Source organism: Rhizobium sp. WSM409, from assembly GCF_057653825.1.
This window is the reverse complement of sequence record NZ_JBYGKP010000005.1, coordinates 74,979-99,344: the sequence shown is the minus strand read 5'-3', so window position 1 is coordinate 99,344 and position 24,366 is coordinate 74,979. Positions and strand designations below refer to the sequence as shown.

26 protein-coding genes and 1 pseudogene are annotated in these 24,366 nt (G+C 61.3%); 10 read left to right on the top strand and 17 right to left on the bottom strand.

The window, feature by feature from the left end; translation table 11 throughout:
- From AC25BC_RS33285 to AC25BC_RS33265, 5 genes are all read right to left on the bottom strand, one after another.
- Entirely contained in the window at nt 1-1,071 is a 1,071-nt protein-coding gene (locus tag AC25BC_RS33285; protein WP_128439938.1) for an ABC transporter ATP-binding protein, read from the bottom strand.
- A 9-nt stretch (nt 1,072-1,080) separates the two neighbouring features.
- Nucleotides 1,081-2,160, bottom strand: a complete 1,080-nt coding sequence (locus tag AC25BC_RS33280) for an ABC transporter ATP-binding protein (protein ID WP_128439939.1) — start codon at nt 2,158-2,160, stop codon at nt 1,081-1,083.
- Between the two features lie 41 nt (nt 2,161-2,201).
- Nucleotides 2,202-3,716, bottom strand: coding sequence for a glycerol-3-phosphate dehydrogenase (gene glpD, locus AC25BC_RS33275; protein ID WP_128439940.1), 1,515 nt, complete (start codon nt 3,714-3,716; stop codon nt 2,202-2,204).
- Nucleotides 3,717-3,834: 118 nt separating this feature from the next.
- Nucleotides 3,835-4,608 (bottom strand): DeoR/GlpR family DNA-binding transcription regulator, encoded by a 774-nt coding sequence (locus AC25BC_RS33270; protein ID WP_017997081.1) that lies wholly within the window; start codon nt 4,606-4,608, stop codon nt 3,835-3,837.
- Nucleotides 4,609-4,706: 98 nt separating this feature from the next.
- Nucleotides 4,707-5,624, bottom strand: a complete 918-nt coding sequence (locus AC25BC_RS33265; protein WP_206642405.1) for a DMT family transporter — start codon at nt 5,622-5,624, stop codon at nt 4,707-4,709.
- A 72-nt stretch (nt 5,625-5,696) separates the two neighbouring features.
- Between AC25BC_RS33265 and AC25BC_RS33260 the strand changes: the two genes are divergently transcribed.
- On the top strand, nt 5,697-6,626 hold the full coding sequence (locus AC25BC_RS33260; protein WP_128439942.1) for a LysR family transcriptional regulator: 930 nt from the start codon (nt 5,697-5,699) through the stop codon (nt 6,624-6,626).
- Nucleotides 6,627-6,664: 38 nt separating this feature from the next.
- Here AC25BC_RS33260 and AC25BC_RS33255 read toward each other — a convergent pair.
- A pseudogene (locus AC25BC_RS33255) lies at nt 6,665-7,157 on the bottom strand (GNAT family N-acetyltransferase).
- Nucleotides 7,158-7,233: 76 nt separating this feature from the next.
- Entirely contained in the window at nt 7,234-7,755 is a 522-nt protein-coding gene (locus AC25BC_RS33250; RefSeq protein ID WP_017957594.1) for a DUF992 domain-containing protein, read from the bottom strand.
- A gap of 587 nt (nt 7,756-8,342) precedes the next feature.
- On the opposite strand from AC25BC_RS33250, the gene AC25BC_RS33245 reads away from it, so the two are divergent.
- Entirely contained in the window at nt 8,343-8,591 is a 249-nt protein-coding gene (locus tag AC25BC_RS33245) for a YMGG-like glycine zipper-containing protein (RefSeq protein WP_017969340.1), read from the top strand.
- Between the two features lie 14 nt (nt 8,592-8,605).
- The gene (locus AC25BC_RS33240) at nt 8,606-8,965 is read left to right on the top strand and encodes an EF-hand domain-containing protein (RefSeq protein ID WP_128439943.1); all 360 of its coding nucleotides are present in this window, start codon (nt 8,606-8,608) and stop codon (nt 8,963-8,965) included.
- Nucleotides 8,966-9,047: 82 nt separating this feature from the next.
- On the opposite strand, the gene AC25BC_RS33235 is transcribed toward AC25BC_RS33240, so the two are convergent.
- The 4 genes from AC25BC_RS33235 to AC25BC_RS33220 all read right to left on the bottom strand — a co-directional run bounded on the left by AC25BC_RS33235 (nt 9,048) and on the right by AC25BC_RS33220 (nt 12,155).
- A complete protein-coding gene (locus AC25BC_RS33235) occupies nt 9,048-9,212 on the bottom strand; it encodes a DUF1328 domain-containing protein (protein ID WP_003549551.1) in 165 nt (54 codons plus the stop codon).
- A 99-nt stretch (nt 9,213-9,311) separates the two neighbouring features.
- Nucleotides 9,312-9,902, bottom strand: coding sequence for a hypothetical protein (locus AC25BC_RS33230; RefSeq protein WP_128439944.1), 591 nt, complete (start codon nt 9,900-9,902; stop codon nt 9,312-9,314).
- 138 nt (nt 9,903-10,040) lie between these two features.
- Nucleotides 10,041-10,433 (bottom strand): VOC family protein, encoded by a 393-nt coding sequence (locus AC25BC_RS33225; protein WP_128439945.1) that lies wholly within the window; start codon nt 10,431-10,433, stop codon nt 10,041-10,043.
- A 99-nt stretch (nt 10,434-10,532) separates the two neighbouring features.
- Nucleotides 10,533-12,155 carry an ABC-F family ATP-binding cassette domain-containing protein gene (locus AC25BC_RS33220; RefSeq protein WP_128439946.1) on the bottom strand — a complete coding sequence of 541 codons (1,623 nt, stop codon included), beginning with the start codon at nt 12,153-12,155 and terminating at the stop codon, nt 10,533-10,535.
- Between the two features lie 204 nt (nt 12,156-12,359).
- On the opposite strand from AC25BC_RS33220, the gene AC25BC_RS33215 reads away from it, so the two are divergent.
- Entirely contained in the window at nt 12,360-12,689 is a 330-nt protein-coding gene (locus AC25BC_RS33215) for a DUF6665 family protein (RefSeq protein ID WP_128439948.1), read from the top strand.
- 104 nt (nt 12,690-12,793) lie between these two features.
- Nucleotides 12,794-13,663, top strand: coding sequence for an aldose 1-epimerase family protein (locus AC25BC_RS33210; protein ID WP_128439949.1), 870 nt, complete (start codon nt 12,794-12,796; stop codon nt 13,661-13,663).
- A gap of 51 nt (nt 13,664-13,714) precedes the next feature.
- Here the strand turns inward: AC25BC_RS33210 and AC25BC_RS33205 are convergent, their stop codons facing one another.
- The gene (locus AC25BC_RS33205; protein WP_033183914.1) at nt 13,715-15,304 is read right to left on the bottom strand and encodes a DHA2 family efflux MFS transporter permease subunit; all 1,590 of its coding nucleotides are present in this window, start codon (nt 15,302-15,304) and stop codon (nt 13,715-13,717) included.
- Nucleotides 15,305-15,328: 24 nt separating this feature from the next.
- Nucleotides 15,329-16,513, bottom strand: a complete 1,185-nt coding sequence (locus AC25BC_RS33200; RefSeq protein ID WP_128439950.1) for an HlyD family secretion protein — start codon at nt 16,511-16,513, stop codon at nt 15,329-15,331.
- 136 nt (nt 16,514-16,649) lie between these two features.
- Here AC25BC_RS33200 and AC25BC_RS33195 point away from each other — a divergent pair, with 136 nt between their 5' ends.
- Entirely contained in the window at nt 16,650-17,297 is a 648-nt protein-coding gene (locus AC25BC_RS33195) for a TetR/AcrR family transcriptional regulator (RefSeq protein WP_017997070.1), read from the top strand.
- 35 nt (nt 17,298-17,332) lie between these two features.
- Here the strand turns inward: AC25BC_RS33195 and tehA are convergent, their stop codons facing one another.
- Together tehA and AC25BC_RS33185 are read right to left on the bottom strand one after the other, a co-directional pair.
- Complete coding sequence (gene tehA / locus AC25BC_RS33190) at nt 17,333-18,334, bottom strand: dicarboxylate transporter/tellurite-resistance protein TehA (protein ID WP_128439951.1); 1,002 nt, start codon at nt 18,332-18,334, stop codon at nt 17,333-17,335.
- 68 nt (nt 18,335-18,402) lie between these two features.
- The gene (locus tag AC25BC_RS33185) at nt 18,403-18,741 is read right to left on the bottom strand and encodes a carboxymuconolactone decarboxylase family protein (RefSeq protein WP_128439952.1); all 339 of its coding nucleotides are present in this window, start codon (nt 18,739-18,741) and stop codon (nt 18,403-18,405) included.
- A 118-nt stretch (nt 18,742-18,859) separates the two neighbouring features.
- Here AC25BC_RS33185 and AC25BC_RS33180 point away from each other — a divergent pair, with 118 nt between their 5' ends.
- A complete protein-coding gene (locus AC25BC_RS33180) occupies nt 18,860-19,777 on the top strand; it encodes an AraC family transcriptional regulator (protein ID WP_128439953.1) in 918 nt (305 codons plus the stop codon).
- A 25-nt stretch (nt 19,778-19,802) separates the two neighbouring features.
- Here the strand turns inward: AC25BC_RS33180 and uxuA are convergent, their stop codons facing one another.
- Both uxuA and AC25BC_RS33170 read right to left on the bottom strand, forming a co-directional pair.
- Complete coding sequence (gene uxuA, locus AC25BC_RS33175) at nt 19,803-20,990, bottom strand: mannonate dehydratase (protein ID WP_128439954.1); 1,188 nt, start codon at nt 20,988-20,990, stop codon at nt 19,803-19,805.
- A 41-nt stretch (nt 20,991-21,031) separates the two neighbouring features.
- Nucleotides 21,032-21,754 carry a GntR family transcriptional regulator gene (locus AC25BC_RS33170; protein WP_128439955.1) on the bottom strand — a complete coding sequence of 241 codons (723 nt, stop codon included), beginning with the start codon at nt 21,752-21,754 and terminating at the stop codon, nt 21,032-21,034.
- 273 nt (nt 21,755-22,027) lie between these two features.
- Here AC25BC_RS33170 and AC25BC_RS33165 point away from each other — a divergent pair, with 273 nt between their 5' ends.
- The 3 genes from AC25BC_RS33165 to AC25BC_RS33155 all read left to right on the top strand — a co-directional run bounded on the left by AC25BC_RS33165 (nt 22,028) and on the right by AC25BC_RS33155 (nt 24,344).
- A complete protein-coding gene (locus tag AC25BC_RS33165) occupies nt 22,028-22,432 on the top strand; it encodes a DUF2934 domain-containing protein (protein ID WP_128439994.1) in 405 nt (134 codons plus the stop codon).
- A gap of 56 nt (nt 22,433-22,488) precedes the next feature.
- Nucleotides 22,489-22,740, top strand: coding sequence for a hypothetical protein (locus AC25BC_RS33160; RefSeq protein ID WP_128406053.1), 252 nt, complete (start codon nt 22,489-22,491; stop codon nt 22,738-22,740).
- 329 nt (nt 22,741-23,069) lie between these two features.
- On the top strand, nt 23,070-24,344 hold the full coding sequence (locus AC25BC_RS33155) for an O-antigen ligase family protein (protein ID WP_128439956.1): 1,275 nt from the start codon (nt 23,070-23,072) through the stop codon (nt 24,342-24,344).
- Nucleotides 24,345-24,366: the final 22 nt, after the last annotated feature.

Sequence of the window (24,366 nt, the reverse complement as noted above, 5' to 3'; positions counted from 1 at the left end):
TCAAGCCTCCGGTCCGGCGCGCCAAGAGTCGGCATAGATACTGATACCCGATGGCTCGAAGGTCACCCGCGGATCAGCCGGAATGTCCTCGTCCTCAGGGACGACGATCGCGATCGGCTGGCCGGCAAACTGCGCGCGGACGATCTTCTGCCGGCCGATATCTTCCACCTTGCTGACGGTCACAGGCATGCCCTCGCGGCCGACCCGAACAAACTCGGGCCGGATTCCAAGCTCTACCTTGGCCGCTGCCGAAGTCTTTGGCGCATAGTCGAGCGTCAGCGCATGCTCGCCGACCCGAACCGTGCGGCCTTCCACCTTGGCTGGCATGAAGTTCATGCCCGGAGAACCGATGAAGTAGCCGACGAAGGTATGACTCGGACGCTCGAAGAGCTCGGCCGGCGTGCCGATCTGCACGATCTCGCCATCGTACATCACCACGACTTTGTCGGCGAAGGTCAGCGCCTCCGTCTGATCATGCGTGACATAGACCATGGTAAAACCGAACTGCTTATGCAGCCGCTTCAGCTGCGATCGCAGTACCCATTTCATATGCGGATCGATAACAGTGAGCGGCTCGTCAAAGAGAATCGCGTTCACATCCGAGCGCACCAGGCCGCGGCCGAGCGAAATCTTCTGCTTTTGGTCCGCCGTCAAACCGCGCGCGCGACGCTTGGCCCAATCTGCAAGATCAATCATCTCCAATATTTCGCGGACACGACGATCAACATCAGGCTCCGCGACTCCGCGGTTTCGCAAGGGGAAAGCCAGATTGTCATAGACAGTCATCGTGTCGTAGATGACCGGAAACTGGAAGACCTGCGCAATATTTCGCTGCTGCGTCGGCAGGTTCGTAACATCCTGTCCGTCAAAGAGAATTCGCCCTTCGGAGGGCTGAATAAGGCCCGAAATGATATTGAGCAGCGAGGTCTTTCCGCAGCCTGAAGGTCCGAGCAGCGCATAGGCACCGCCATCGTTCCACTCGTGGTGCACTTCCTTGAGAGCGTAGTCCTTCTCGCTCTTCGGGTTCGGCCCATAGGCATGTCGAATATGATCGAGGGTGATACGTGCCATGATCTTCTCCTAGCCCCTCTGCCTAGCAGTGGTGATCGCCCGGCCGTCCGCGCCGAACGCCATAAGGTGGCGCGTATCGATGAAAACGGAGAGATCCGTGTCCGGGTCGACATTGTGGATGCCGTGCGCAAGCATCACCCAGCGGGTGTCGGCAAATTGCAGATGCACGAAACTTTCCGACCCGGTGATCTCCGAAATCTGTGTCCGTGCTGTCAGCCGGGCCGAATCAGCCGTCTGGGCGGTTGGTGCAAGATGATGGGGGTGAAACGCGATCGTTGCCGGCCCGTCTGGCACATTCTGAAGATGCCGCGGCACGGCAAAAATCACAGCGCCGTCGCGCAGGAAATTGCCTGCCGATTTGATTAGATCAATAAAATTCAGCGGCGGATCGGCAAAGGTTTTCGCCGTCGTCAGATCGAGCGGATTGCGATAGACCTCGACCGTCGGGCCAAACTGGGTGATCCGGCCCTCGCTGAGCGTTGCCGTATTGCCGCCCAGCAACAAGGCTTCGGAGGGTTCCGTCGTGGCATAAACGAAGATCGCGCCGGACTGGGCGAAAATGCGCGGCAATTCCTGCCGCAGTTCCTCGCGCAGCTTGTAGTCGAGATTGGCCAGCGGCTCGTCCATCAAAACAAGGCTCGCATTCTTCACGAGTGCACGGGCAAGCGCCGTGCGCTGCTGCTGGCCGCCCGAGAGGTTGAGCGGCGTGCGATCGAGATAAGGCCCGAGTTTCAGAAGTTCGGCAGCCTTGCGTACCTCCAGATCGATGATCTTGGCATCCTTGCCGGCAATCCGCAGCGGCGAGGCAATATTCTCGTAGACCGTCAATGCCGGATAATTGATGAACTGTTGGTAGACCATGGCGACGTTGCGCTTCTGCACCGGCATGCCGGTGACGTCAGTGCCGTCGAAATGGATGGAGCCGCCTGTGGGACGGTCAAGCCCGGCCATCAGCCGCATCAGCGACGTTTTACCCGCGAGCGTCGGCCCGAGCAGAACATTCAGCGTGCCCCGCTCGAGAACCAGATCGGTCGGATAGATATGATAATCCGCGCCCACCATCTTGGCGGCGTTTCGCAATTCCAGCATTCCGATTCCCGTGCCTCCACGCAGCGGGGACCACATGGCTCCTACCCGGCCATCGCCGGCATGGCAGCCATGTACTCCTCCAGTGACTGGGCCTGCTCCTTCGAAAGGCGCAGACCATCCTTTGTTCTCCTCCACAGCACGTCTTCAGCGTGCCGGGCCCATTCATGTTCGACGAGATAGGTGACCTCTGCCTCGTAGAGATCGCCACCGAACAGCCGTCCGAGATCATCGATGCCGCTGGCATCGCCAAGCAGCGCCTCGGCCCTGGTGCCATAGCGGCGCACCAGCCTGCGGACATGCCGATCGGCGAGGAACGAATAACGCCGCTTCAGCTTGGCGACCTCCGCCTCGTAACCCTTAACCGCGAAGTCACCGCCCGGCAGATGGCTTTTGGCCGTCCACGGGGCACCCTTGGCGCCGATCGCAGCGCCGATCTTCTCCAGCGCATGTTCGGAAAGCCGGCGATAAGTGGTGAGTTTGCCGCCGAAGACGTTGAGTAGCGGTGCGGCGGCACCTTCGCCTTCCAGCTTCAGCACATAGTCGCGCGTCGCCTCCTGCGCCTTCGAGGCGCCGTCGTCATACAGCGGCCTGACGGCCGAATAGGTCCAGACGATATCCTCCGGCCTGACGGGCTCCTTGAAATATTCCGACGCCGCATTGCAGAGGTAGACTGTCTCCTCCTCCGAAATCCTGACATCCCTCGGATCGGCGGTGTAGTCGCGGTCGGTGGTACCGATCAGGGTAAAGTCGCCCTCGTAGGGGATGGCGAAGATGATGCGGTTGTCAGGATTCTGGAAGAAATAGGCTCTCGCATCGTCGAACTTCTTCTTCACGACGATATGGCTGCCCTGGACGAGGCGGACGTGGTGGGCTTCGTTCTGGCCGAAGGCGGAACGGATGACATGGTCGACCCAAGGACCGGCGGCATTGACCAGCATGCGGGCCTGATGGCTGTCATTGCGGCCAGTGACGGTATCGGTGGTCTCTATATGCCACAGGCCATTCTCGCGCCTTGCCGACACCACCTTGGTGCGCGGCATGATGGTCGCACCCTTGTCGGCGGCGTCGCGGGCGTTCAGCACCACCATGCGGGCATCGTCGACCCAGCCGTCGGAATATTCGAAGGCCTTGGAAAACAGCGCCTTCAGCGGCCTGCCGGCCGGATCGCTGCGCATGTCGAGAACGGATGTCGGCGGCAGCAGCTTACGGCCGCCGAGATGGTCGTAGAGGAAGAGGCCGAGCCGGATCAGCCAGGCCGGACGGATGCCGCCCTTGTGGTAGGGCAGCACGAAACGCAGCGGCCAGATGATGTGCGGCGCCATCGCCCAAAGAATCTCGCGCTCCATCAGCGATTCACGCACCAGGCGAAATTCGTAATGCTCGAGGTAACGCAGGCCGCCATGGATCAGCTTGGTGGCGCCCGACGAGGTACCCGAAGCAAAATCGTTCATCTCGGCCAATGCGACGGAATAACCCCGCCCCACAGCATCACGCGCGATCCCGCAGCCGTTGATGCCGCCGCCGATGACGAATATGTCGTGAATCTCCCGGCTCATTCCCCCTCCGAGACTGCCATTGATTTCGCATCGCACAAAACTTGCGCAATTGCGAAAGTAACATCAGTTAAAACGAAAGGAATACGAATGTCAAACGAATGTTTGTGAGGGTCGTTGTCTAGCGAAATCTGCCGTTCGTTTCGATCAGTTTCACATTGTTTTCGAGGCATAGATTGCGGATCGAGGGCACCGGACAGTGATCGGTGATGAAGGTATGAACCTGGGAAAGCTGGCCGATCCTGACCGGTGCGGTGCGTTCGAATTTCGTCGAATCGGCAACGAGAATGACATGTCGGGCATTGGCGATGATGGCTTGGGCAACCTTCACTTCGCGAAAATCATAGTCGAGAAGCGCGCCGTCGATATCGATCGCCGAAGCGCCGATCACGGCGTAATCGACCTTGAACTGGCGGATGAAATCGACGGCCGCCTCACCGACGATCCCGCCGTCCGAGCCGCGCACCACCCCGCCGGCAATGACGACCTCGATCGCCGGAAAAAGACGCAAGCGATTGGCAACATTGATATTGTTGGTGATCACCATCAGCTCGTGATGGTCGGCGAGCGCCTCGCCTACCGCCTCGGTCGTCGTTCCGATATTGATGAAGAGTGAGGCCCCGCTCGGGATCAGTTCGACCGCGGCAATGCCGATCGCCTGCTTCTCGGAAGCGGCGATCTGCCGCCGCGCCTCGTATTTGACGTTCTCTGTCCCGCTCGGGAAGGTGGCGCCGCCATGGATGCGGGTCAGCACCTGCGCATCGCAGAGATCGTTCAGGTCCTTGCGGATCGTCTGCGGCGTCACCGAAAAGCGGGAGGCGAGCTCTTCGACCAGCACCCTTCCGCTCGTTTTCGCAATCGCGACGATTTCGGTTTGCCGGTCGGTCAAGAACATGAGCGTGTGCCTTTCGATCTGCTTTCGTTTTAAAGAAAGCGAACGGCGGCGCAATGCCTAACTGTTTGCCGGGCCACCTTCACGGCCCGAATTTGCCGCTACCGCTTCCGCATCACGTTGACGATCAGCACGCCGAGGATTGCCATGACGCCACCAACCGCGCCGAGCGCCGTCGGCGTTTCACCCAGCCAGACAAACCCAATCAGCGTGGCGACCGGTGGAACGCCATAGAGGAAATTCGAGGCGCGGGCCGCCGTCAGCCGCTTCAGGGCGATCGCCCAGGTGAGGTAGCCGATCGCGGTCGGGAAGATAACGAGATAGGCAACGCCCCAGTTCACCTCCGCCGGTGCGGCGGCCAGCGCCTGAATCGTCGCCGGGACGGCCGGAAACAGTGGCACAGAACCGATGAGCAGGATCCAGGCAGTGACAGCAAGTGCCGGCAACCGTCCGAGCAGCGGCTTCTGCAGCACGCTGGCGATCGCCGAGCAGAGCGCTGCGCCAAGGATGAGGACGGCGTTCGGATCGAGCTTGAACCCGCCGTCGGAGGCGACCGCAATCAGCGCCACGCCGCCGAAGGAAACCGCGGTGCCCGCCCAGCCCCAGCGGCCGAAGCGCTCGCCGAGCGCGAATGTGGCGATGAGGGCGGTGAAGACGGGCATGGTGTTGATGATGAAGCTCGCCGGTCCTGCCGCAACGGTCTGCTCGCCGGTGTTCAGCAGAACCGCATAGGCGGCGATGAAGAGCACGGCGGCAATGGAGAGGCGGAAAAAATCGCGTTTTTCCGGCATCGGCCGATAGATGACGAGATAGACGAGGGCGATGGCGCCGGCTGCCACATAACGCGCCGTCGCCAGTTCGATCGGCGTCAGTGGTCCAAGACAGATGCGGATCACCACGAAGGAGGAAGCCCAGGAGAGAATGGTGACCACGATCGCCGCAAAGGCCACCAGATCGAACCCGCCTTGCTGTTTCGTCGAAACCGGTGCGCTTGCCGCCATGCTCATTTTCACCTCCATATGTTCCTGCGACAGTGAGTAGCCCTTCGATGCGTGCTTGAAAAGCATCGCAATCGATGATCAAATGTGCGTATGGTTCACAGCTCGCCAGTTCTTCCGCCGCTCGATACGCTCGAGACCTTTGCCCGCGCCGCCCGGCTCGGATCGTTTTCGGCCGCCGCTGAGGAAAGCGGCATCACCCACGGCGCGGTGTCGCGGCAGGTCTCGCGCCTGGAGCGCTGGATGGGCGTGCGCCTGTTTGCGCGCGAAGCCCGGGGCGTGCGCCTGACGCCGGAAGGCATGCGGTTTTTCGCGCGGGCGGAAGAAGCACTTACGCTGCTCGGCAATAGCGGCGAACGCTGGCTGCCTCGCCGCAACAAGGCGGTGGTTCGCCTTTCGGTGACGCCCTCTGTCGCCTCTCTATGGTTGTTTCAGCGCCTGCCGAAGCTCGAAGGAAACGAGCTGCATGTCGAGCTGACGCTCGAACACCGGTTGGCGGATTTCGGCGAAGGCACGGATCTTGCCATTCGCTGCGGCAAGGGACCGTGGGCCGGCGTGCGCGCCCTGCCCCTCTGGCAGGAGAAATCGTTTCCGGTCGCCGCCCCGGCGCTGGCGGAGCGGCTCGGGCAGCGCTCCGATGCCTTGTCGCTGCTCGATCTGCCGATCCTGCACGATTCGAATATTGAAGGCTGGCGGCGCTGGCTCTCCCGTGAGGGTGTCGACTATATACCGCGCGGCCACGATCGGCGCTTCGAGGACTACAATCTGGTGATCGATGCCTGCGCGCAAGGCCTCGGGATCGCACTCGCGCGACCGCCGCTGTCGGATGCCGCGTTGGCCACCGGGCGCGTCGTCGCTGTATCGGAGCGGACGCTCGATTATCATGTGGCCTTTCACCTGATTAGACCGGACGAGGCCCTGAGAAGCCCTGCCATCGAATTCGCCAGCCGCTTCCTGCGCGAGGCCGGCCATGACGAGGCGACGATCGCTACTTTTATCGCACCCGGCCGAGCGAAAGCGTAGACGGAAAGCTGGGCGGCGGCTCCGGCGTTCGCCGGTCGCTACTCCGCCGAAAACTTCAGGCGCATTTCCTTCGCCAGTTCGAAACCAGCGGCCAGATAGACGGGTTCGCCGGCATCCGAGGCATGGATGACAGCAGTCGTGCAGCCGATCGATTTCAGATAGTCGACAGCCCTGTTGGTCAACGCCAGTGCGATACCGCGCCGACGAAAGGCGTCGGCAACATAGACGGACCAGATGTAACCGTGCAGCCGCTGTTCCGGGCGGATGACCTCCGGAAACGGCGATTGGTGCAGCTGGCAGGATGCGGAACCGGCGATGTCACCGTCGACGATGGCAAGGAACGAGGTCAGCCGGCGCTCTTCGCGACCGCTTCTGATGAAAGGATAAAATCCGCGCCGCGGCATCAGGCCTGTAGTGTTCCGGTGGTGTGCCGTAGCTATCCCAGATCTTCAGATAGTGCCCAACCAGGATCTCGTCCTCGCCGGGCGTTGCCATTCGAATATCCATCATGTCGTGATCCGGCTTGGGCATGCGAGGGTGCGAGGTCGCGCCTCAGACGAGATGACGTCCCCTGCCACGTCGCAGTAGGGGACGTCACAAGGCCATATCAATTCGCTGGTGTGAGCGTCATCGAAGCGCTGCCGGCCGCAACGTTTAGGCCGAGCTGACCGGTCAGGCTGACCGTCTGCAGATGGATGGAACCGGAGGTGCCGCCAACCAGGAGATTGGCGCCGACACCGGCGCCGAGCGTGGCTTCGGCGGTGGCGCCGACATAGAGGCCGGCGAGCGATCCGCGGTGATAGCCGGCCGTCGGCGCGAACACGGCCCAGATCAGGCGGCTACGCGTGGTGAACCCAAGGTCAATGCCCAGCTTTCTCATTTCACCCGTATAACGATCCGAAAGTTCGTTGCCGACGGTCGACTGGAAGATGCAGTCGGCCTCTTTGGAGGAACCGAGCACGTAACCCGTGCCGCCACCGATATCGCAGGTGAGGTAACCGATCTTCACGCCATTGCGCAGGTCCGGCTCTTCATATGTCCTGGTGCCGAGATCGGCGGCATTGACCGCCCCAGCGCCGACAAACGTCAACGATACCGCGGCAAAAGCCGTCGCAAGAATTTTGTTCATAAGTCTCTCCTTCTCAAATCGTGACGGGAGCATACCCGGCTACTCGCCACCAGATTCGGCAACAGATAACGGACGGAACCGAAAAACGATCCCGAACCGGCATCATTTACGCATCGCATGTTAAAGCGCCTGGGAGGGCGCAAGCGATAAACACGCTTACGGTTCAGCTCCCATTGGGACATTTCGAAGGCATCTTTTCGCGTCATCCGGTTATTTCACGATGTTGTCAGGGATGGTTGCCGGAAAGGCACGATCCTGGTCGCCGTCAACTCTCGACGAGCGGTATCATGCACATCGCAGGCGCCCTATTGGATAGGCGTCGATGATCGCGTAGGTTGCCATGCCGTATAGATAGCTGTACTGTTCGAAGATACTCTCCATGCAGCAGTGCAACTGGAGAGGAAACGGCATGATTGCTTGGCATTGCCGCAGAATTTCTGGTTGCTTTCAGAATTCTGCTTCTGTTGGAACAGAAACTAAGTCTGAATTTGAGAAATATAATGAGGCGATATTTTCGCGCGGGCCGGACAATCGTACGCCCGCCGATCTCTATTGGAGAGAACGGGTAATTTCATCGGGAGGGAAAGATGCGCATACGCAGGACAAACATCATACTGGCGGGATGCCTTGCCGTCTCCGGCTGCCAGTCCGGCCCGACGTCGCAGGCCGTCTCGGATCGTAATTCCGAATTCGGCTGCATCGCCGGAACCGTCGGCGGCGCGATTGTCGGTGGCTTGATCGGCAGCACGATCGGCGCCGGAACCGGGCAGGTGCTTGCTGTCGGCGCCGGCATCGGCGGCGGCGGTTACGTCGGCAACCGTCTGGCTTGCCGCTAATTGGGGAGGGATATTTGAAGACCTTGGCTTTGGTGACCACATTCATACTGTGCCAATGCGTTGGGGCAGTGGCGCAACAACGGCAACAGCCCGGATCAATGTATCAGGGCCAGATGGATCGGCTGGACGCCAATACCAGCAAGACCGTCGACCGATCGGAATACGAGACCTTCATGGGCACGGCTTTCGGAAGTCTCGACAAGAACAAGGACGGCAGCCTGCAGTCCGACGAGACGGTGCAAATCCTGACGATCGAGCAATTCACTCTGACCGATGCGAACCACAACAGCCGCATCAGCCGAAGCGAATTCATGCAGCGGGTGGTGGCGGATTTCGCGACAGCCGACCACGACCGGGACGGAAGCCTTCAGTGATGGAGACATGAAACCGAATGTGGCAATAAAGAAAAACCCGGCGATGTGCTTCGCCGGGTTTTTATATTTTAATCTGTCCGTTCTATACTTTTCGCATCAGTCGCATGACGAGAGATACGACGAACAGCACCAGGAAAATGAAGAACAGAACCTGGGCAATGGAAGCTGACGCCCCTGCGATGCCGCCAAATCCGAGGACGCCGGCAATCAAGGCCACGACGAGAAATACCAGAGCGTAGTAAAGCATCGCAATCTCCTTGTACGTTGCTGCGGAGATAACGGAGACGGCCGCATTTGGTTCCCACCCGTCTGATGGCCGGGACATGCGGCGTCGCATCGGTTCCCTTCAGCCGAAATGAAAGGCGCCGCTGTACGTGCGGTCGCCTTCATTCGGCTCGGGAGGTTCGGCCGCATCGAGATAGGCCTTGAGCGGCCCGGTCAGCACGAACCAGATGCTGGCTCCCAACATGAAACAGGCTCCCACCGGATCGTCGATGCGGGCGATGAACGGAAGGCAGGCCGATGCGAAGAGGACAATGATCCGCACCGACCACTCCGCCTCACGTTTGGCGATGGCGCGCGCTCTCAGCGACTTGTACTCCCGGGCGCCGTAACCGCCTTGCCCTGCCTTCACAGCCGAAAGCAGCTTTCGCGCGGACGGCAACGCCAGCATGATCAGCGCGGCGACACTGAGCGTGAAAGTCTCGCCGGCCATAACCTGCCCGCTCGCGATCAGGAGAAAGGAGAGCACGACGAGATTCCACGTCGGCTCCAGCAGCTCCGGCGGTTGCCGCGTGCGGAGATGCCAACTCCGCAGCAAACCCGCCGCGCCGTGCAGTAGCGGCTGATCGATATAACGATTGATCCAGTCCATGCCGATGCGCCCGTCCCCGATTGCATGAAGAGGCCTCCGAACACCACGGAATTTGGTCATCATCGTGGCAATAGCCGCTGAATCCGTTCTTCGCATGGACGAAGCGGCTTGCCGAGACGCATCGATGAGGCCGGAGAGGCGAGCCCTCTCGCCTCACGACCCCCTAAATTTGAAGGCAGCGGCAAAGCGCGCAACAGCTGTCTAGCGCAATTCCTGCGCGACCTCCCAGACATGGCCCGACGGATCCGCAAAAGCCGCGGTGCGGCGACCCCATGGACGATCGATCGGACCATTGAGCAGCGCGACCCCGAGTTTGTGCAGCTCTGCACAGACCAAATCGACGTCATCGACCTTGATCGTCAGCAGGACGCGCGCGCCCGAACCGGGGACTGACACGGCGGAGGGCTCGACCAGTTCAGGCGCCTGCGCTGCATCGAGCAGGTTGATCATCGTTCCCGAGAATTTCAGGACTGAGGATACCGCGTCTTCACAAACGACGTCGAGCGCAAAGACCTTTTGGTAGAACGTTTTGGCGGCGTCGATATCATCGACGAACAGGGTAACGACCTCGATCCGATCCAACAGCATGGGCATTTTCTCCTCCGTTGCTTCGAGCGGCCAACCGATATCGCTGGCCTGCTCTCCGCTTGTCGATTCGACGCTGACGGTTTCGACATGCTGCGCAAAAAACCGTCAGCTTCGCAGGCCGGGCGCCTCGTGGCCGGTGCGCGCTACATATTCGGTGTAGCCGCCGCCATATTGGTGGACACCCTCGGGCGTCAGTTCCAGCACCCGGTTGGAGAGTGCTGCCAGAAAATGCCGATCGTGCGAGACGAACAGCATCGTGCCCTCATATTGCGACAGCGCCTTGATCAGCATTTCCTTGGTGTCGAGGTCGAGATGGTTCGTCGGCTCGTCGAGCACGAGCAGGTTCGGCGGGTCGAACAGCATGATCGCCATGACCAGCCGCGCCTTCTCGCCGCCGGATAGGACCCGGCACCGCTTCTCGACATCGTCGCCGGAGAAGCCGAAGCAGCCGGCCAGCGCGCGCAACGGCCCCTGCCCCGCCTGGGGAAACTGGTCTTCCAGCATCTGGAAGACGGTGCGCTCGCCATCGAGAATATCCATGGCGTGCTGAGCGAAATAGCCCATCTTGACGCTGGCGCCCAGCGCAACGCTGCCCTGATCCGGCGCGGTCGAGCCCGTTACCAGCTTCAGCAGCGTCGACTTGCCGGCGCCGTTGATGCCCATGATGCACCAGCGCTCCCGGCGCCGCACGACGAAGTCGAACCCCTCATAGATGCTTCGGCTGCCGTATTTCTTGTGAACGTTCTTCAGGTTGACCACGTCCTCGCCGGAGCGCGGCGCCGGCTGGAACTCGAAGGAAACGATCTGGCGGCGCTTAGGCGGCTCCACCCGGTCGATCTTCTCCAGCTTCTTCACCCGGCTCTGCACCTGCGAGGCATGCGAGGCGCGCGCCTTGAAGCGCTCGATGAACTTGATCTCCTTGGCGAGCATCGCCTGCTGGCGCTCGAACTGGGCCTGCTGCTGCTTCTCGTTCTGCGCCCGCTGCTGTTCGTAGAATTCATAGTCGCCGGAATAGGCCGTCAGCGTGCCCGCATCGATCTCGATGATCTTGGTGACGATGCGGTTCATGAACTCGCGGTCATGCGAGGTCATCAGCAGCGCGCCCTCGTAACCTTTCAGAAATTCCTCCAGCCAGATCAGGCTTTCCAGATCCAGATGGTTGCTCGGCTCGTCGAGCAGCATGACGTCGGGGCGCATGAGGAGAATGCGGGCGAGCGCCACGCGCATCTTCCAGCCTCCCGACAGCGCGCCGACATCGCCGTCCATCATCTCCTGGCTGAAGCTCAGGCCCGCGAGCACTTCGCGGGCGCGCCCCTCGAGCGCATAACCGTCCAGCTCCTCGTAGCGCGCCTGCACCTCGCCGTAGCGCTCGATGATCTCCTCCATGTTATCGGCTTGCTCGGGATCGGCCATCGCCGCCTCGAGATCATGCAATTCGCCGGCAACGATGCTGACCGGACCGGCGCCATTCATCACCTCGGCGACGGCGCTGTGACCCGCCATCTCGCCGACATCCTGGTTGAAATAGCCGATGGTGACGCCCCTCTCGACGGAGACCTGCCCCTCGTCGGGCTGCTCCTCGCCGTTGATCATCCGGAAGACCGTTGTCTTGCCGGCGCCGTTCGGACCGACAAGGCCGATCTTCTCGCCTCTGTTAAGGGCCGCGGACGCCTCGATGAAGAGGATACGGTGGCTGAGCTGCTTGCTGATGTTTTCGATACGGATCATGATTTACGCGGCGCCTGGAGAAGGAGATTTTGGCGCGCTTATGCCATGTGGGGGAAGCGCAGGATAGCCCTGTTTCCCACCCTCTCGATCAAGAGTATGGTGCCGAAAAGCCTGAGCGGTTTTCGAAACACATCATGCTCACCTTCTTTAATTTGCAACAGGATCGGATAATATCGCGGCTCACGCCAACTGGAACTCGCGCCAATGAGCGTTCGTCCGCCGCAGTCCTTCAGACCATCTGAGCAGAATAGAAACGGCTTCAACGTCCTCGAATACGAGCTGATGTCGGAACGCGCCGATTCGCTTGGACGTCACGGGCTGAAGGTGGAGGCGACGCTCGCCGCCCTGAAGGCCTGGGCTGCCGATCGCCAAAGCACTGAGGAACGCGAGAGGCTTCTCAATGAAGCATCAGACGCCGTCTGGGCATTCTTCATCCAGCGTGAGATCTGCGGCTTGCGGAACAACCGCGACGCCATCCAGCGTTACGGCATCCCCAACGAAGTCATCGCGAGATTGGGCGCAGTGCGAAAATAGCGCGGCGACGGCTGGTGTGGCAGCCGTCCAGCCTCGCTATTGGGTGGAAATCGCCGGTGCGGAACGGTATGGCTTGATGCGGAACCAATGCGAAAGGAAACGCGATGCCAATCTCAATCCGGATCGGGAATCAGGATCTCACCGTCGATGTCTCCTCCCTCGGCGCCGAGATGCAGGCGCTCACGTCAAGCGACGGGCGCTCTTGGTTATGGACCGGCGACGCAGCCTTCTGGACCGGGCGGTCGCCGATCCTGTTTCCGATCGTCGGCAAGGCGCCTGACGACAAGATCGCGATCGACGGCACGGTCTATCCGATGGCTCAGCATGGCTTTGCCCGTCGCAGCGAATTCACCCTTGCGGCATCCACCGAGACGATGTGCCGGTTCGAACTGTTCGCCTCGGATGCGACGCGGGCGGTGTATCCTTTCGATTTTCAGCTGGCCGTGGTGCATGTGGTGGAGGGTCACGCGTTGACTGTCACGGCGGAGGTTACCAATCGCGACCGGAAAGCAATGCCCTTCGGTCTCGGCTTCCATTCCGCCTTCGCCTGGCCATTGCCCGGTACTTCCGGCCGCGACCACATCGTCACGCTCGACAATGAAGGCGAGCCGGCGCTTGTACGGCTGGAAGGCGGCCTCATCAACCCCGCGGCCCTGCCCTCCCCATTCAAAGCCGGCCGGCTGGTGCTCGATCATTCGATGTTCGAGCAGGATGCGATGATTTTCCCTGATGGTGCGGGCGAAGGGCTGGCTTATGGCGCCGAACACGGGCCGACCATGCAGTTCCATTTCGAAAACCTGCCCAACCTTGCGTTATGGACCAAACCGGGCGCGCCCTTCCTCTGCATCGAGCCCTGGCACGGAACGGCTGCGGAAGAGGGGAGCTCGAGCGAGCTTTCGAAAAGGCCGTCCACCACGATCCTGGCGCCGGGCGCGGTGGCGAGCTTCGTCTTCACGGTCGAAATTCCGCAATAGAAGACAGCGGAAAGCGCTCGCCGGGAAGTCGGGCGAGCGCCGATGTTTCATTTAATGAGCGCCAGCGCCACCGCCGGCCTGCGGCTTCTGGGTGAGCAGCAGGGCGACGGCTGCAATGGCAAGAACCACGCCGATGACGGCGAAGGTATCGGCAAAACCGAGGATGAGGGCCTGGCGTTTGACGACCTGGCCAAGCGCCACAACGGCCTTCTGGGCTGCGACGGCATGGTCGGAGACACCATGCTGCATGAAGTAGCCGGTCAATTGGTCGAGACGGGTGCGGACTTCGTCGCGGCCGAGCGTCACCGACTGGCCGATGATGTTGGAGTGGAACTGCTCGCGTTTGGTCAGCACGGTGCCGAGTGTTGCCGTGCCGACCGCGCCGCCGAGATTACGTAGCATGTTGGTCAGGCCCGAGGCGGCAGCCGCATCCGAAGGCGCGATGCCGGCAGTGGTGATGGCGGTGATCGGCGTCAGCACCAGCGCCTGGCCGATGGCGCGCACGATGTTCGGGATCCAGAACTGGTCGCCTGCGGTATCGGCTGACAAGGTGATGTTCATGAAGCAGCTGATCGCGAAGATCGAGATGCCGAGGAAGCCGATATAGCGCGCATCGAAGCGCTTCATCATCATCGGCACGAGCGGGATCAGAAGCAGCTGCGGCAGGCCGGTCCAGGCCAGCACGTTGCCGATCTGCTCGGCATTATAGCGCTGCACCTGGCCGAGATATTGCGGCAGGATATAGACGGTGCCGAAAAGGGCGACGCCGACCAGCACGTTGACGGCAACGCCGATGCCGAAATTGCGCTGCTTCAGCAGGCGCAGCTTGACCAGCGGCTTCTCCACCGTCAGCTCGATCCAGATGAAGGCGACGAGGAAGACGAAGGCGACGATACTGAGCTTGACGATGAAGGGCGAGGAGAACCAGTCCTCCTTGTTGCCTTCTTCGAGCACCGTCTGCAGCGCCGAGAGACCGATCGCCATGCTAAAGATCCCGGCCCAGTCGCCTTCCCGAAGCAGGCCGAGGCGCATCGGCTGCTTGTCGAGCGTCAGGGCAAGGGCGACCGCCATGATGGCGCTCGGGATGGCGTTGATGAAGAAGATCGTCTGCCAGCCGTAGTTTTCGGTGAGGTAGCCGCCGATGGTCGGGCCGATCGCCGGTGCGAAGGTGACCGAAAGCGCGAAGGCCGCAAGGCCGAGCGGCTGCTGGTGCTTCGGCAGCTTGGTCAGCACCATGGTGAAGGCCATCGGGATCAGCACGCCGCCGGCAAAACCCTGCAGGCCGCGCAGCACGATCATCGTGCCGAGATCATGGGCGAAGGCACAGCCAATCGAAAACAGCGGAAACAGGACGGAATTGACGAGGATATAACGGCGGAACGAGAAGACATTGCTGAAATAGGCGGTCAGCGGAATGACGACGATCTCGCCGATGAGGTAGGAGGTGGAGATCCAGGCGCCGTTGTCGACGCCCGTTCCGATGCCGCCCTCGATGTCGAGCAGCGAGGCATTGGTGATCTGGATGTTGAGGATCGCCATGAAGGCGCCGATCATGCCGGCGAGAACGGCGATCCATTCCCTGGTGCTGGCGCCGGATTTCGGCTGCGGAGCGGCGATTGATGTTGCTGCGATGGTGGACATGACACGAACTCCTCGTCCCCCGGCCTAGCTACGGTCGTTCTTGGTATCGATACTCGGCTGGACGGACATGCCGGGTCGCAGGTCGCCATTGGCGGCGGCGGCGCCGTCGAGTACGATCCTGACCGGAATGCGCTGGACGACCTTGGTGAAGTTGCCGGTGGCGTTATCGGGCGGCAGCAGGGCAAATTCCTGGCCGCTTGCCGGAGCGAGGCTGTCGACATGGCCGTGATAGGTGCGGCCGGGGAACATATCGACCTCGATATCGACGGGCTGGCCGGCCTTGACGTCGGTGAGCTGGGTTTCTTTGTAGTTGGCGATGACATAGGCAGCCGTCGTCGGCACGACCGACATCAGCTGGGTGCCGGCCTGTACATATTGGCCGACGCGCAGCGTCCGGTTGCCGACGGTGCCGTCGACAGGCGCGGTGATCGTCGCATAGGAAAGGTTGAGCTCGGCCTGGTGCTGGACGGCCTCGCTGCGGGCAAGGGCTGCCTTTGCCTGGGCCAGTTCGGCGTTCAGCAGATCGACCTGCTTGACGGCGGCATCGAGCGAGGCGGTGTCGCGGACGATCGAGGCCTGGGCGGCAGCGATCTGCGAGGCGGCCTGCTGCGCCGTCTGGACCGGGGCATAACCGCTGGTGGCGAGGTTCGAATAACGCTTGTTGTTCTGCTCGGCAAAGGTCTCGTTGGCGCGGTCGACGTCGACGGTCGCGCGGGCCGCAGCGATGGTCGACTGCTGGATATCGAGCGAAGCCTGCTTGGCGTTGACGGTGGCCTCTGCTGCGGCGACATCGGCCTTGGCCTGATCGAGGGCCGCCTTGAAGTCGCGGTCGTCGATGCGGGCGAGCGGCTGGCCGGCCTTGACTGTCTCGTTGTCCATGACGAGTACCTCGGCGAGATAGCCTGAAACCTTGGGGGCGATGGTGCTGCTGTCGGCCTTCACATAGGCGTCGTCGGTCGAGATATGGAAGCGGCCGACCGTCCAGTAATCATGGCCGTAATAGGCGCCGGCGGCGATCATCACGAGTGCGGTGGCGCCGAGAAGCAGGGAGCGGCCACCGCGCTTGCGGGCGGGCTTTTCCTCGGCAACGGGGGCGGCAGCTTCGGTGACGCGCGGCGGCTTGCCGGCGTCCAAGCTTGCCGGGGCGGCTTCGGCGGTGGTTTCGACGGCTGTATTGTTGTTCAAGGCATGCAGCTTCTTGATGGTCATTGTCTCTCTCCGGATGACGGGTCGCCGTCTCTTGGGCTGCGGCCTCTGAATTCAAGTGAAATCCCATTTAGGAAACTTGATGTTTTCCAAAATATGCACTATAAAATGGATGTCAATGGGAATTTGGAAAATGATCATGGTCCAAAATCAACAAATTGAGAGAAGGCCGCGCGGAAGGCCGCAGTTGCGCTGTGACGACGACACGAGGAGCGTGATCATCGAGGCCGCGAACACCCAGTTTCACGAGAATGGCTACGCGGCGGCCAGCATCGCCACGATCGCCCAGGAGGCTGGGGTTTCCACAAAGACCCTCTACCGGCTGTTTCCGACCAAGGCCGATCTCTTCGCCAGCACGATCTCTGAGCGTATCGTCGGCTTCCTGCTAGCGCTCGATCCCCCGACGCTCGCCGTCGCCGATCTGAGAGATGGGCTGGAGCGCATGCTGATGGCTTACGGCATGCTGTCGCTTTCGGAAGATACGGTCACCATCATGCGCCTCGTCATCGGTGAGTCGGACCGCTTCCCTGAAATCGCCACCTCCTTCTACGAACAGGCGATCCTGCGCACCAATGCGCTGATGGAGGACTGGCTGCGCCGGCAGGTCGACCGCGGCCTCATTGCGCTCGAGGATCCGCATCTCGCCTGCGGCATGCTGCGCGGCATGATGGCCATGGAGCCGCAGCGCGCGGCGATCCTGCGCCAGGAACCGCCGCCGAAGATCGAGGCGATTGCGGCACGAGCAAAGATGTGCGCCGACCTTTTCCTGAAGGGCTGCGCGCTCTGAAGCATCGCTCAGGCTTCAGAGCGCAATGATTTTCCTTACGAGCGAGCCGGTGCGGGTGCAGGAAAAAGCTTGCCCCTGATGAGCAGCCAGATCGTCCCGATCGCGATCAGGGCGACGGCGACATTGGCAAGCAGGAACAGGAAGGGCGCAAGATCGGCAACGGCCCCGATATCACCGCGCCCGACCATGCGCAGTGCTGACGTCGACAGCGCCGTGACGCCGAAGGTGAAGGCCCAGTACGAAGCCCCGAAGGGTTGCTTCATGATCCAGGGCAGCAGGCGCAGCAGCAACAAGGCCTGGAGTACGGCGTAACCCAGCATGGCATGAACAAGCATATCCGGCGGGCCGGAGGTGGCGCTCAGATAAGCGAGGCTGCCGACGGCAGGCGGAGCAAGCTGGATGCCGAGCGTCGGGCGCAGTTGCTCGGCCATGACGGGGGAGGTCATCAGGCGATGGAGCAGCACGGATTCGATTGCGAGCGCGGAAAAGAAACCGGCACCGAAGGCAAGCTGCCCCCAATCCTGATAACCGAGAGCGCTGACGACCGTCGCCGCAACGAAGGAACCGGCGCCAAGCGGCAGATAAAGAACCGCCGTCGTCGCTGCAGGATCACGGCCGCCGCGCCAGAGAAGCCCGGTGCGCCAGAGGGCGAAGAACAGCGTAAAGGCGGCACCGATGGCGAAGAGAATTTCACTGACGATTCTCGTATAGGGCAGCAGGGCCAGAGCGACGAGCATGGTGGCAACGCCGGCAAGGCCGACGAAGCAGCATTGGACGGGATGCTCGATCTCCGCCATCGCCTCCTGTCCCGCAACGATCCACTTGGCCGCATAGAACAGGGTCACGACCAGCCAGATCGCCACGGCCAGCAAACTCAGCGCCTCCCCGACGCCTGTGGGCACCGGCCACATGGCCGCTGCGGCCCTCCAACTGCTGCCGAGGCCGGCAACGCCGAGCACGATACTGAAGAAGGAAGCCGGAACGCGCGGCAACCGCAAACCGGTACCGATGTTCCGTTCGGCAGATTGCATTGTCATGGTCTGGTCTCGCTCTGGTTCGGACCGGCAGGGCATAACGCCCTGCCCTCACATGGTTGGACGAACGACTAACTGGCAATGGTCTCGGCGGCGTCGAGTACGCGCGCCGAGTAGACGAGTGCTGCACCTGCATTGACCGAGATTGCGACGCCGAGGGCTTCGGCGATCTCCTGCCTGGTGGCGCCGAGCTTTTCGGCTTCGGTCGTGTGGACCACGATACAGCCATCGCAGCGCAGCGTCACGGCAACAGCAAGAGCAATCAGCTCACGCTGCTTGGCGTCGAGGTGATTGGTCTTCTGGCCGGCGGCGGACAGTGTTTGGTAGCCCTTCACCGTCTCCGGCGCGAGCTTGGCCATCTCACCGACCCGGCCGAAAAGCTCCGCGCGGTATTCCTTCCAGTTCAACATGGCAGTTTCCTTTATCTCCAGGCGATGGCGTCGTTGCCTCGTCTTTCCGAAAGGACTATGAACCCGCGAAGAGATTCTTTGAATGCTCTATTGGCTCAATTTCTAGCGCGAACGTCTCATGGATATGCTTAGCCGCCTGATCGACCTCTCCCGCCTTCAACCGGCGCTCGACATTCGCTGCCGGCTGGAAGGCGCCTTTCATATCGATCATGAAGCCACTGCCAGAGGCAGCGTGCCCTTTCATCTCGTTCTTGGAGGAAACTGCCGGATTCGCACGTCGGCCGGCCATGAGGTGTTCATGCAGTCCGGCGATTTCGTGCTTCTTCCGCGCGGCGCGGCCCACGCCATCATCGGCACGGAGGACGCTGGGCCGGCAACGCCGTTCAAGGTTACGCATGAGGGCATGCTGCCGCTGCGCGAAAACGCACCGGCGGAGACGGCGGATGTCGATCTGCTCTGCGGCCATTTCGATTGCGCCTGGGGCTCGTCGACACTGCTGCTCGATACACTGCCCGATGTCTTTCAGGCCTCCCTGATCGGCGCGCAGTCGGAGGAAACGCTGAAGATGCTGGTCTCGCTGCTGCGTGAGGAGACGGCGCAAGAGCAGCCGGGCGCCCGCACGATCGTCACGGCCATGTGCCTTGCGCTTTTCACCATGGCGCTGCGCTCGCGCGGCGCGGCTTCGCTCGGGACGCCGGGCGTGCTGCCGCTGCTGACCAATCCGCGGTTGGTGAAATCGGTGATGGCGGTGATGGCTGACCCCGCGCATGACTGGACGATCGATGAACTGGCCGATCTCAGCGCCATGTCGCGGGCGACCTATGCGAGACAATTCAAGGAATCTGCGGCAATGACCGTCGGCACCTTCCTGAGGGATCTCAGGATGATGCTTGCAAGCGACCTGCTGTTGCGGACACGCCGCACAGTCGCGGATATCGCCGCCGAAGTCGGCTATGAATCAGAGGCCGCCTTTGGCAAGGCCTTCAAGGCGGGCAAGGGGCTGACGCCCGCCCGGTTCCGCCAGCAGTTTTCCTGACTGTCCCTGACGCTCGAAGGTCTCCTCAGTTCGGCGGCGCGCCCAGCGCATGCAGGATGCCGCGGAGTTCGGCGAGGCCGCGCATACGGCCGATGGCCGGGTAGCCCGGGGTGACGACCTTGTCGAGATCGTCGAGCATGCGGTGGCCATGGTCCGAGCGAAAGACGATGGTGTCTTCGGGAGCGCGGCGGCTGTCTTCGGCAACCAGCTCGCGAAGAACGGAGACCATGTCGACATCACCTTCCAGGTGGGCGCTTTCATGGAATGTCCGGCCGTCGCCCTCGCGCGTCGTGGCGCGCAGATGGGCGAAGTGGATGCGCGAGGCGAAGCGCTGGGCGATCGCAGATAGGTCGTTCTCGGCGCGTACGCCGAGGCTGCCGGTGCAGTAACACATGCCGTTCGCCGCCGACGGCACCGCATCGAAGAGAGCGGCATAGTCCTCGGCCGTCGAGGCGATGCGCGGCAAGCCGAATAGCGAACGCGGCGGATCGTCGGGATGCAGCGTCAGCTTGACGCCGCGCGCTTCGGCGGCGGGCGTGACGGCCTCGAGGAATTCGACCAGGTGCCGGCGCAGCCTTGCGGCATCAATACCGCTATAGGCAACCAGCTTATCCCGAAAGGCCGGAATGGTCAGAGGCTCAGTGGTCGACCCCGGCAGAGCGGAGGTGATGATGCGGGTGATGTCGGCGACCTCATCGTCGGTCATCGACTCGAAGACCACGCGCGCCCTCTCGCGGTCCTCGGTGGAATAGTGCTGGGCCGCATCCGGCCGCTCCAGGATGAAGAGATCGAAGGCTGCGAAACGCTCGTGATCGAAACGCATGGCGGTGGCGCCTGTCGGCGTCACGTAATCGAGGTCGGTGCGGGTCCAGTCGACGACAGGCATGAAATTATAGCAGACGATCGGAATGCCGCAGGCAGCCACCGCTTCGAGGCTGGCGATCCACGCCTCTATTTCGGCCTTCGCCTCCCCGCCCTTGCGCTTGACGGCATCGGGGATCGGGATGCTCTCGACAACCGACCAGACGAGCGGCGAGCGGTCGCCGGGCGTCGCCTCGATCAGAGACTGGCGTTCGCGCACTTCCTTCTCCGTCCAGGCCCTGCCGATCGGCACCTGATGTAGCGAAGAGACGATATTGGTCGCGCCCGTCTGGCGGACCTCATCCAGCGTCACCGGCGCTTCCGGTCCGAACCATCTCCAACCCTGCCGCATCTTCTTTCCTCGCCTTTTCGTTTCTTGTTTAAGCACTGCCGTCAGCAGAAATAATCGGGATAACGCGCGCGCAACTCATCGACATCGGGAATGACGGCACTCAGATGATGGGTCATCGCGCTGCGTGCAACCGCTGCATCATGGGCGGCGAGTGCATCGCGAATGATCATGTGTTCCTGCACGACAGTATCCGTGCGCCCGAGCACCGGCAACGTCAGCCGCCGTGCCCTGTCGATCTGCACCTTGACCGTTTTCAGGATTGCCCAGATGCCGGGATAACCCGATATCTGCGTGATCGCCTCATGGAAGGCCTCGTCCTCCTCATGGAAGCCCGAGGCATTGCCGGTTGCGGCATGCACCTGCTGGCGGGCAATGATGGCGTCGAGACGGGCGATATCAGCGGCCGTCGCGGTCAGAGCCGCAGCCTCGACGGTCGTGCCTTCAAGCGCCTTGCGCACGACAACTGCCTCAGGGATCGCCGAGACCGGCACCCGCGACACGACGGTGCCCGATTGTGGGTAGATATCGATCAGTCCGCCTTCGGAAAGCCGGAGCAGCGCCTCGCGCACCGGCGTGCGGCTAACGCCGAAATCATCGGCGATCCGCTTTTCCTGCAGCAGCATACCGGGCGGCATCCGCAGCGACACGATGTCTGCATAGAGGCGATCGTAGATGGCGCCGGCTGTGGTGATCCGGCGCAGCCTGCCCCCGACCTCCCGCAAAGCCGGGGCGACCAAAACTTCAGTTTCTGATGCTTGCCGCATGGATATACCAGGACGCTGAATTTCCGTGGCATACTAGTATATCAGTTTTGTTGCCGTGCCAAGACATGCCACTCAAGGTTCGGCGCCTCGCGAATTGAGCAATTCCACCCGCGTGCCGTAGGCTCGAGGCAAGAACATGGAACGGCAATTACGGTGCGAAGCCCGGGTGAATGACAGACCTCGCAGAAAATGGACACCCGATCTCTGCACCAAGGCGCTCTTTATTTGGAACTTAGATCGGCCAAGTTGGTTGAGATCCGCAAGGAGACTTTTATGAAAAAGCCAGCACGACCCGAAACGAGCGAAAATACAACCGATGGCGCCCGACCGGGAGTTCGACCCGCCGCGGAGGCAGGCAGACGGAAAGCGACTCCGCGAGCCTCAAAGGAAGTCAGCCGCCAGAGCGGCGGATCGCCGGCAGCAGGCCGCGAGGAAGAGATCCGAAAAAGGGCATATTCCCTGTGGGAGAAGGAAGGGAGGCCGGAAGGCAAGCACGGGCATCACTGGAGCCTGGCTGAACATGAAGTCGATGCACAGCAGGGTGAAGCCGACAATCCTCCAAACCTCGCAGCATTGCGAGAAGCTTCGCGCCAACATACGGATACATTTCTCGTCAAGACCGATCTCGAGGACGCCGATCAACGCGAAGCCTCCCCCGGCACACGCGAGCAGGATTGAACTTTCCGGCTCGCGCCAATCTCAGACCTCTTGCCAATTTCAGAAAGGTACCCGACATGGTCGACAAACAGAACTTGAACGCCGGATTTACCGGAACGCCCACTGAGCAGCCGGAGGGATTGACCAAGGTAGCAAAGTCAGCGGCCAAAGAGATGAAGCGTGAGGCTTATGCCGTCGCCTTCGGTGCCAGAGAGCACCCGCGCACTGCAAGCGCATTGCTGCTCACCACCGGCATTGTCGCATTCGGGCTTGGATATCTCCTTGGTCGATCATCGGCGGAAGGTTCGACACGCCCATATTGGCGATAGCGGCCGCCGCTTCACTTCAACGAGGCGCATGCATCGGTTTTTCGACCAGCCGTGCCGATCTGGATGTCGCCGCCTCCTCTTCTCTCGGCAACGCCCGTTGGCTGCTTGCTATCAACCTTCAAGCCCGCACTTCAAACGTGTTTTCTGTTGAGGCCGGACTTACCGTCGCAGCCATTTTCCACTGATCATCGAATGGAACCACGTCTGTCCGGACGCCTGTTGCTGGAATACCACGTCGAATAAAGCCATAGATTGCACCCTCATCACAGCTTGACAGCTGTGATCGCGATCCTTAGCGAGGCAGCATCGACACGGTCAGGACCGGCAAAGTGAATTATCTTAGACAACTCAAGATGGCAGTGCTTTGTCAGGGGGATGAGGCCGGAAGCGCACTCGACCGAAACAACCGCATTGCCGTCTTTCTCTTTGCAATCCTTCCAGGGCTTTCTCCGAACTTTAACTCCTTCATCCTCCTCGCGTCGATGGTGTGGGGCGTCTACTGTCTGGCGACGGGCCGCCTCGCCTTGAACCTGTCGAGATCCGACCGGCTGGTTGCCATTGGCATGTCAATCTACCCGCTGGTGATGATCGCCAGCATCTTCATCAATCCGCCTTACTCCGACGTAGCGGACTGGATATTCCGCCTCCTGCCTTTCTTCTCGGTCTGGCTGATATTGCCGCGGATGCGCCAATCTCCCGATGGCCGTCTCGTGCCGCTCTTTATCCTCGGCGCAGGCATCGGCATGATCGTCACCTTTGTTTTCAGTCTACTGCAGATCATGTTTCTGATGGAGAGAGCAGAGGCTGGGACTTCGAACGCTGCGCTCCTGGGTGTGATAGGGATCCTGTTCGGCGGCATTGCGCTTCTCAACGTTCAATCTCCCAGAAGCGTGGAGCAAAGAATTGCGATATTGGGATATGCCGCCGGTCTAGGCTGCGTTCTGCTTTCCGGAACGCGCTCTGCCTGGCTGGTCATTCCCATCCATATCGTCATCTTCCTCTGGTATTTTCGCAAGCACAGCTTCCATCTGAGTTTGCGCAGCCTCGCTATTACCAGCGCCTTGCTGTTGGCGGGACTTATCGCCCTGGGCAGCGGCCAGATCCTCCATCGCATCCAGGCGCTTCAGGAAAATCTGACATCGCTCGAACGCACCGACGGCGAGATCACGTCGCTGAGTGCGCGGTTCGCCTTGTACAAAGGCGCACTATCGGCAATCAGTAAGGACCCGTTGACAGGTTATGGCCCGCAGAACCGGATGAGTTCGGTTTTGGCAGAGCTGCCCGATAACATAAGGCCGCAGCTGCCTTACTCGCATGTCCACAACGGCTTTCTGACCGCGGGAATCGACGCCGGTGTTTTCGGCATTGCAGCGCTTTCGCTGATGCTGCTGACACCGGTGATAGGCGCGTTGAGAAAAGAAGCGGGACCGGGCCGGGATTTAGCGATTGCGCTCGCTCTTCTGCTCGTCAGCAGCTACGTCATCACGGGCAGCTTTGGCATCATGTTCAATCAGAAAGCTTTGGATCCGATCTTCGCTTACCTCGTCGCCCTTATTTGTGCGGATCGCGGCAGCACGCGCTTTGCCCCCGTCGTCCGGAGCTGACGTCTGGCATCCCTTGCGCCTG

What these genes read in the sequence shown, in the direction of transcription:
- AC25BC_RS33285 (WP_128439938.1), bottom strand. Translation starts at nt 1,071, where the DNA reads ATGGCACGTATCACCCTCGATCATATTCGACATGCCTATGGGCCGAAC.
- AC25BC_RS33280 (WP_128439939.1), bottom strand. Translation starts at nt 2,160, where the DNA reads ATGCTGGAATTGCGAAACGCCGCCAAGATGGTGGGCGCGGATTATCAT.
- glpD (WP_128439940.1), bottom strand. Translation starts at nt 3,716, where the DNA reads ATGAGCCGGGAGATTCACGACATATTCGTCATCGGCGGCGGCATCAAC.
- AC25BC_RS33270 (WP_017997081.1), bottom strand. Translation starts at nt 4,608, where the DNA reads ATGTTCTTGACCGACCGGCAAACCGAAATCGTCGCGATTGCGAAAACG.
- AC25BC_RS33265 (WP_206642405.1), bottom strand. Translation starts at nt 5,624, where the DNA reads ATGGAGGTGAAAATGAGCATGGCGGCAAGCGCACCGGTTTCGACGAAA.
- AC25BC_RS33260 (WP_128439942.1), top strand. Translation starts at nt 5,697, where the DNA reads ATGGTTCACAGCTCGCCAGTTCTTCCGCCGCTCGATACGCTCGAGACC.
- AC25BC_RS33250 (WP_017957594.1), bottom strand. Translation starts at nt 7,755, where the DNA reads ATGAACAAAATTCTTGCGACGGCTTTTGCCGCGGTATCGTTGACGTTT.
- AC25BC_RS33245 (WP_017969340.1), top strand. Translation starts at nt 8,343, where the DNA reads ATGCGCATACGCAGGACAAACATCATACTGGCGGGATGCCTTGCCGTC.
- AC25BC_RS33235 (WP_003549551.1), bottom strand. Translation starts at nt 9,212, where the DNA reads ATGCTTTACTACGCTCTGGTATTTCTCGTCGTGGCCTTGATTGCCGGC.
- AC25BC_RS33230 (WP_128439944.1), bottom strand. Translation starts at nt 9,902, where the DNA reads ATGATGACCAAATTCCGTGGTGTTCGGAGGCCTCTTCATGCAATCGGG.
- AC25BC_RS33225 (WP_128439945.1), bottom strand. Translation starts at nt 10,433, where the DNA reads ATGCCCATGCTGTTGGATCGGATCGAGGTCGTTACCCTGTTCGTCGAT.
- AC25BC_RS33220 (WP_128439946.1), bottom strand. Translation starts at nt 12,155, where the DNA reads ATGATCCGTATCGAAAACATCAGCAAGCAGCTCAGCCACCGTATCCTC.
- AC25BC_RS33215 (WP_128439948.1), top strand. Translation starts at nt 12,360, where the DNA reads ATGAGCGTTCGTCCGCCGCAGTCCTTCAGACCATCTGAGCAGAATAGA.
- AC25BC_RS33210 (WP_128439949.1), top strand. Translation starts at nt 12,794, where the DNA reads ATGCCAATCTCAATCCGGATCGGGAATCAGGATCTCACCGTCGATGTC.
- AC25BC_RS33205 (WP_033183914.1), bottom strand. Translation starts at nt 15,304, where the DNA reads ATGTCCACCATCGCAGCAACATCAATCGCCGCTCCGCAGCCGAAATCC.
- AC25BC_RS33200 (WP_128439950.1), bottom strand. Translation starts at nt 16,513, where the DNA reads ATGACCATCAAGAAGCTGCATGCCTTGAACAACAATACAGCCGTCGAA.
- AC25BC_RS33195 (WP_017997070.1), top strand. Translation starts at nt 16,650, where the DNA reads ATGGTCCAAAATCAACAAATTGAGAGAAGGCCGCGCGGAAGGCCGCAG.
- tehA (WP_128439951.1), bottom strand. Translation starts at nt 18,334, where the DNA reads ATGACAATGCAATCTGCCGAACGGAACATCGGTACCGGTTTGCGGTTG.
- AC25BC_RS33185 (WP_128439952.1), bottom strand. Translation starts at nt 18,741, where the DNA reads ATGTTGAACTGGAAGGAATACCGCGCGGAGCTTTTCGGCCGGGTCGGT.
- AC25BC_RS33180 (WP_128439953.1), top strand. Translation starts at nt 18,860, where the DNA reads ATGGATATGCTTAGCCGCCTGATCGACCTCTCCCGCCTTCAACCGGCG.
- uxuA (WP_128439954.1), bottom strand. Translation starts at nt 20,990, where the DNA reads ATGCGGCAGGGTTGGAGATGGTTCGGACCGGAAGCGCCGGTGACGCTG.
- AC25BC_RS33170 (WP_128439955.1), bottom strand. Translation starts at nt 21,754, where the DNA reads ATGCGGCAAGCATCAGAAACTGAAGTTTTGGTCGCCCCGGCTTTGCGG.
- AC25BC_RS33165 (WP_128439994.1), top strand. Translation starts at nt 22,028, where the DNA reads ATGAAAAAGCCAGCACGACCCGAAACGAGCGAAAATACAACCGATGGC.
- AC25BC_RS33160 (WP_128406053.1), top strand. Translation starts at nt 22,489, where the DNA reads ATGGTCGACAAACAGAACTTGAACGCCGGATTTACCGGAACGCCCACT.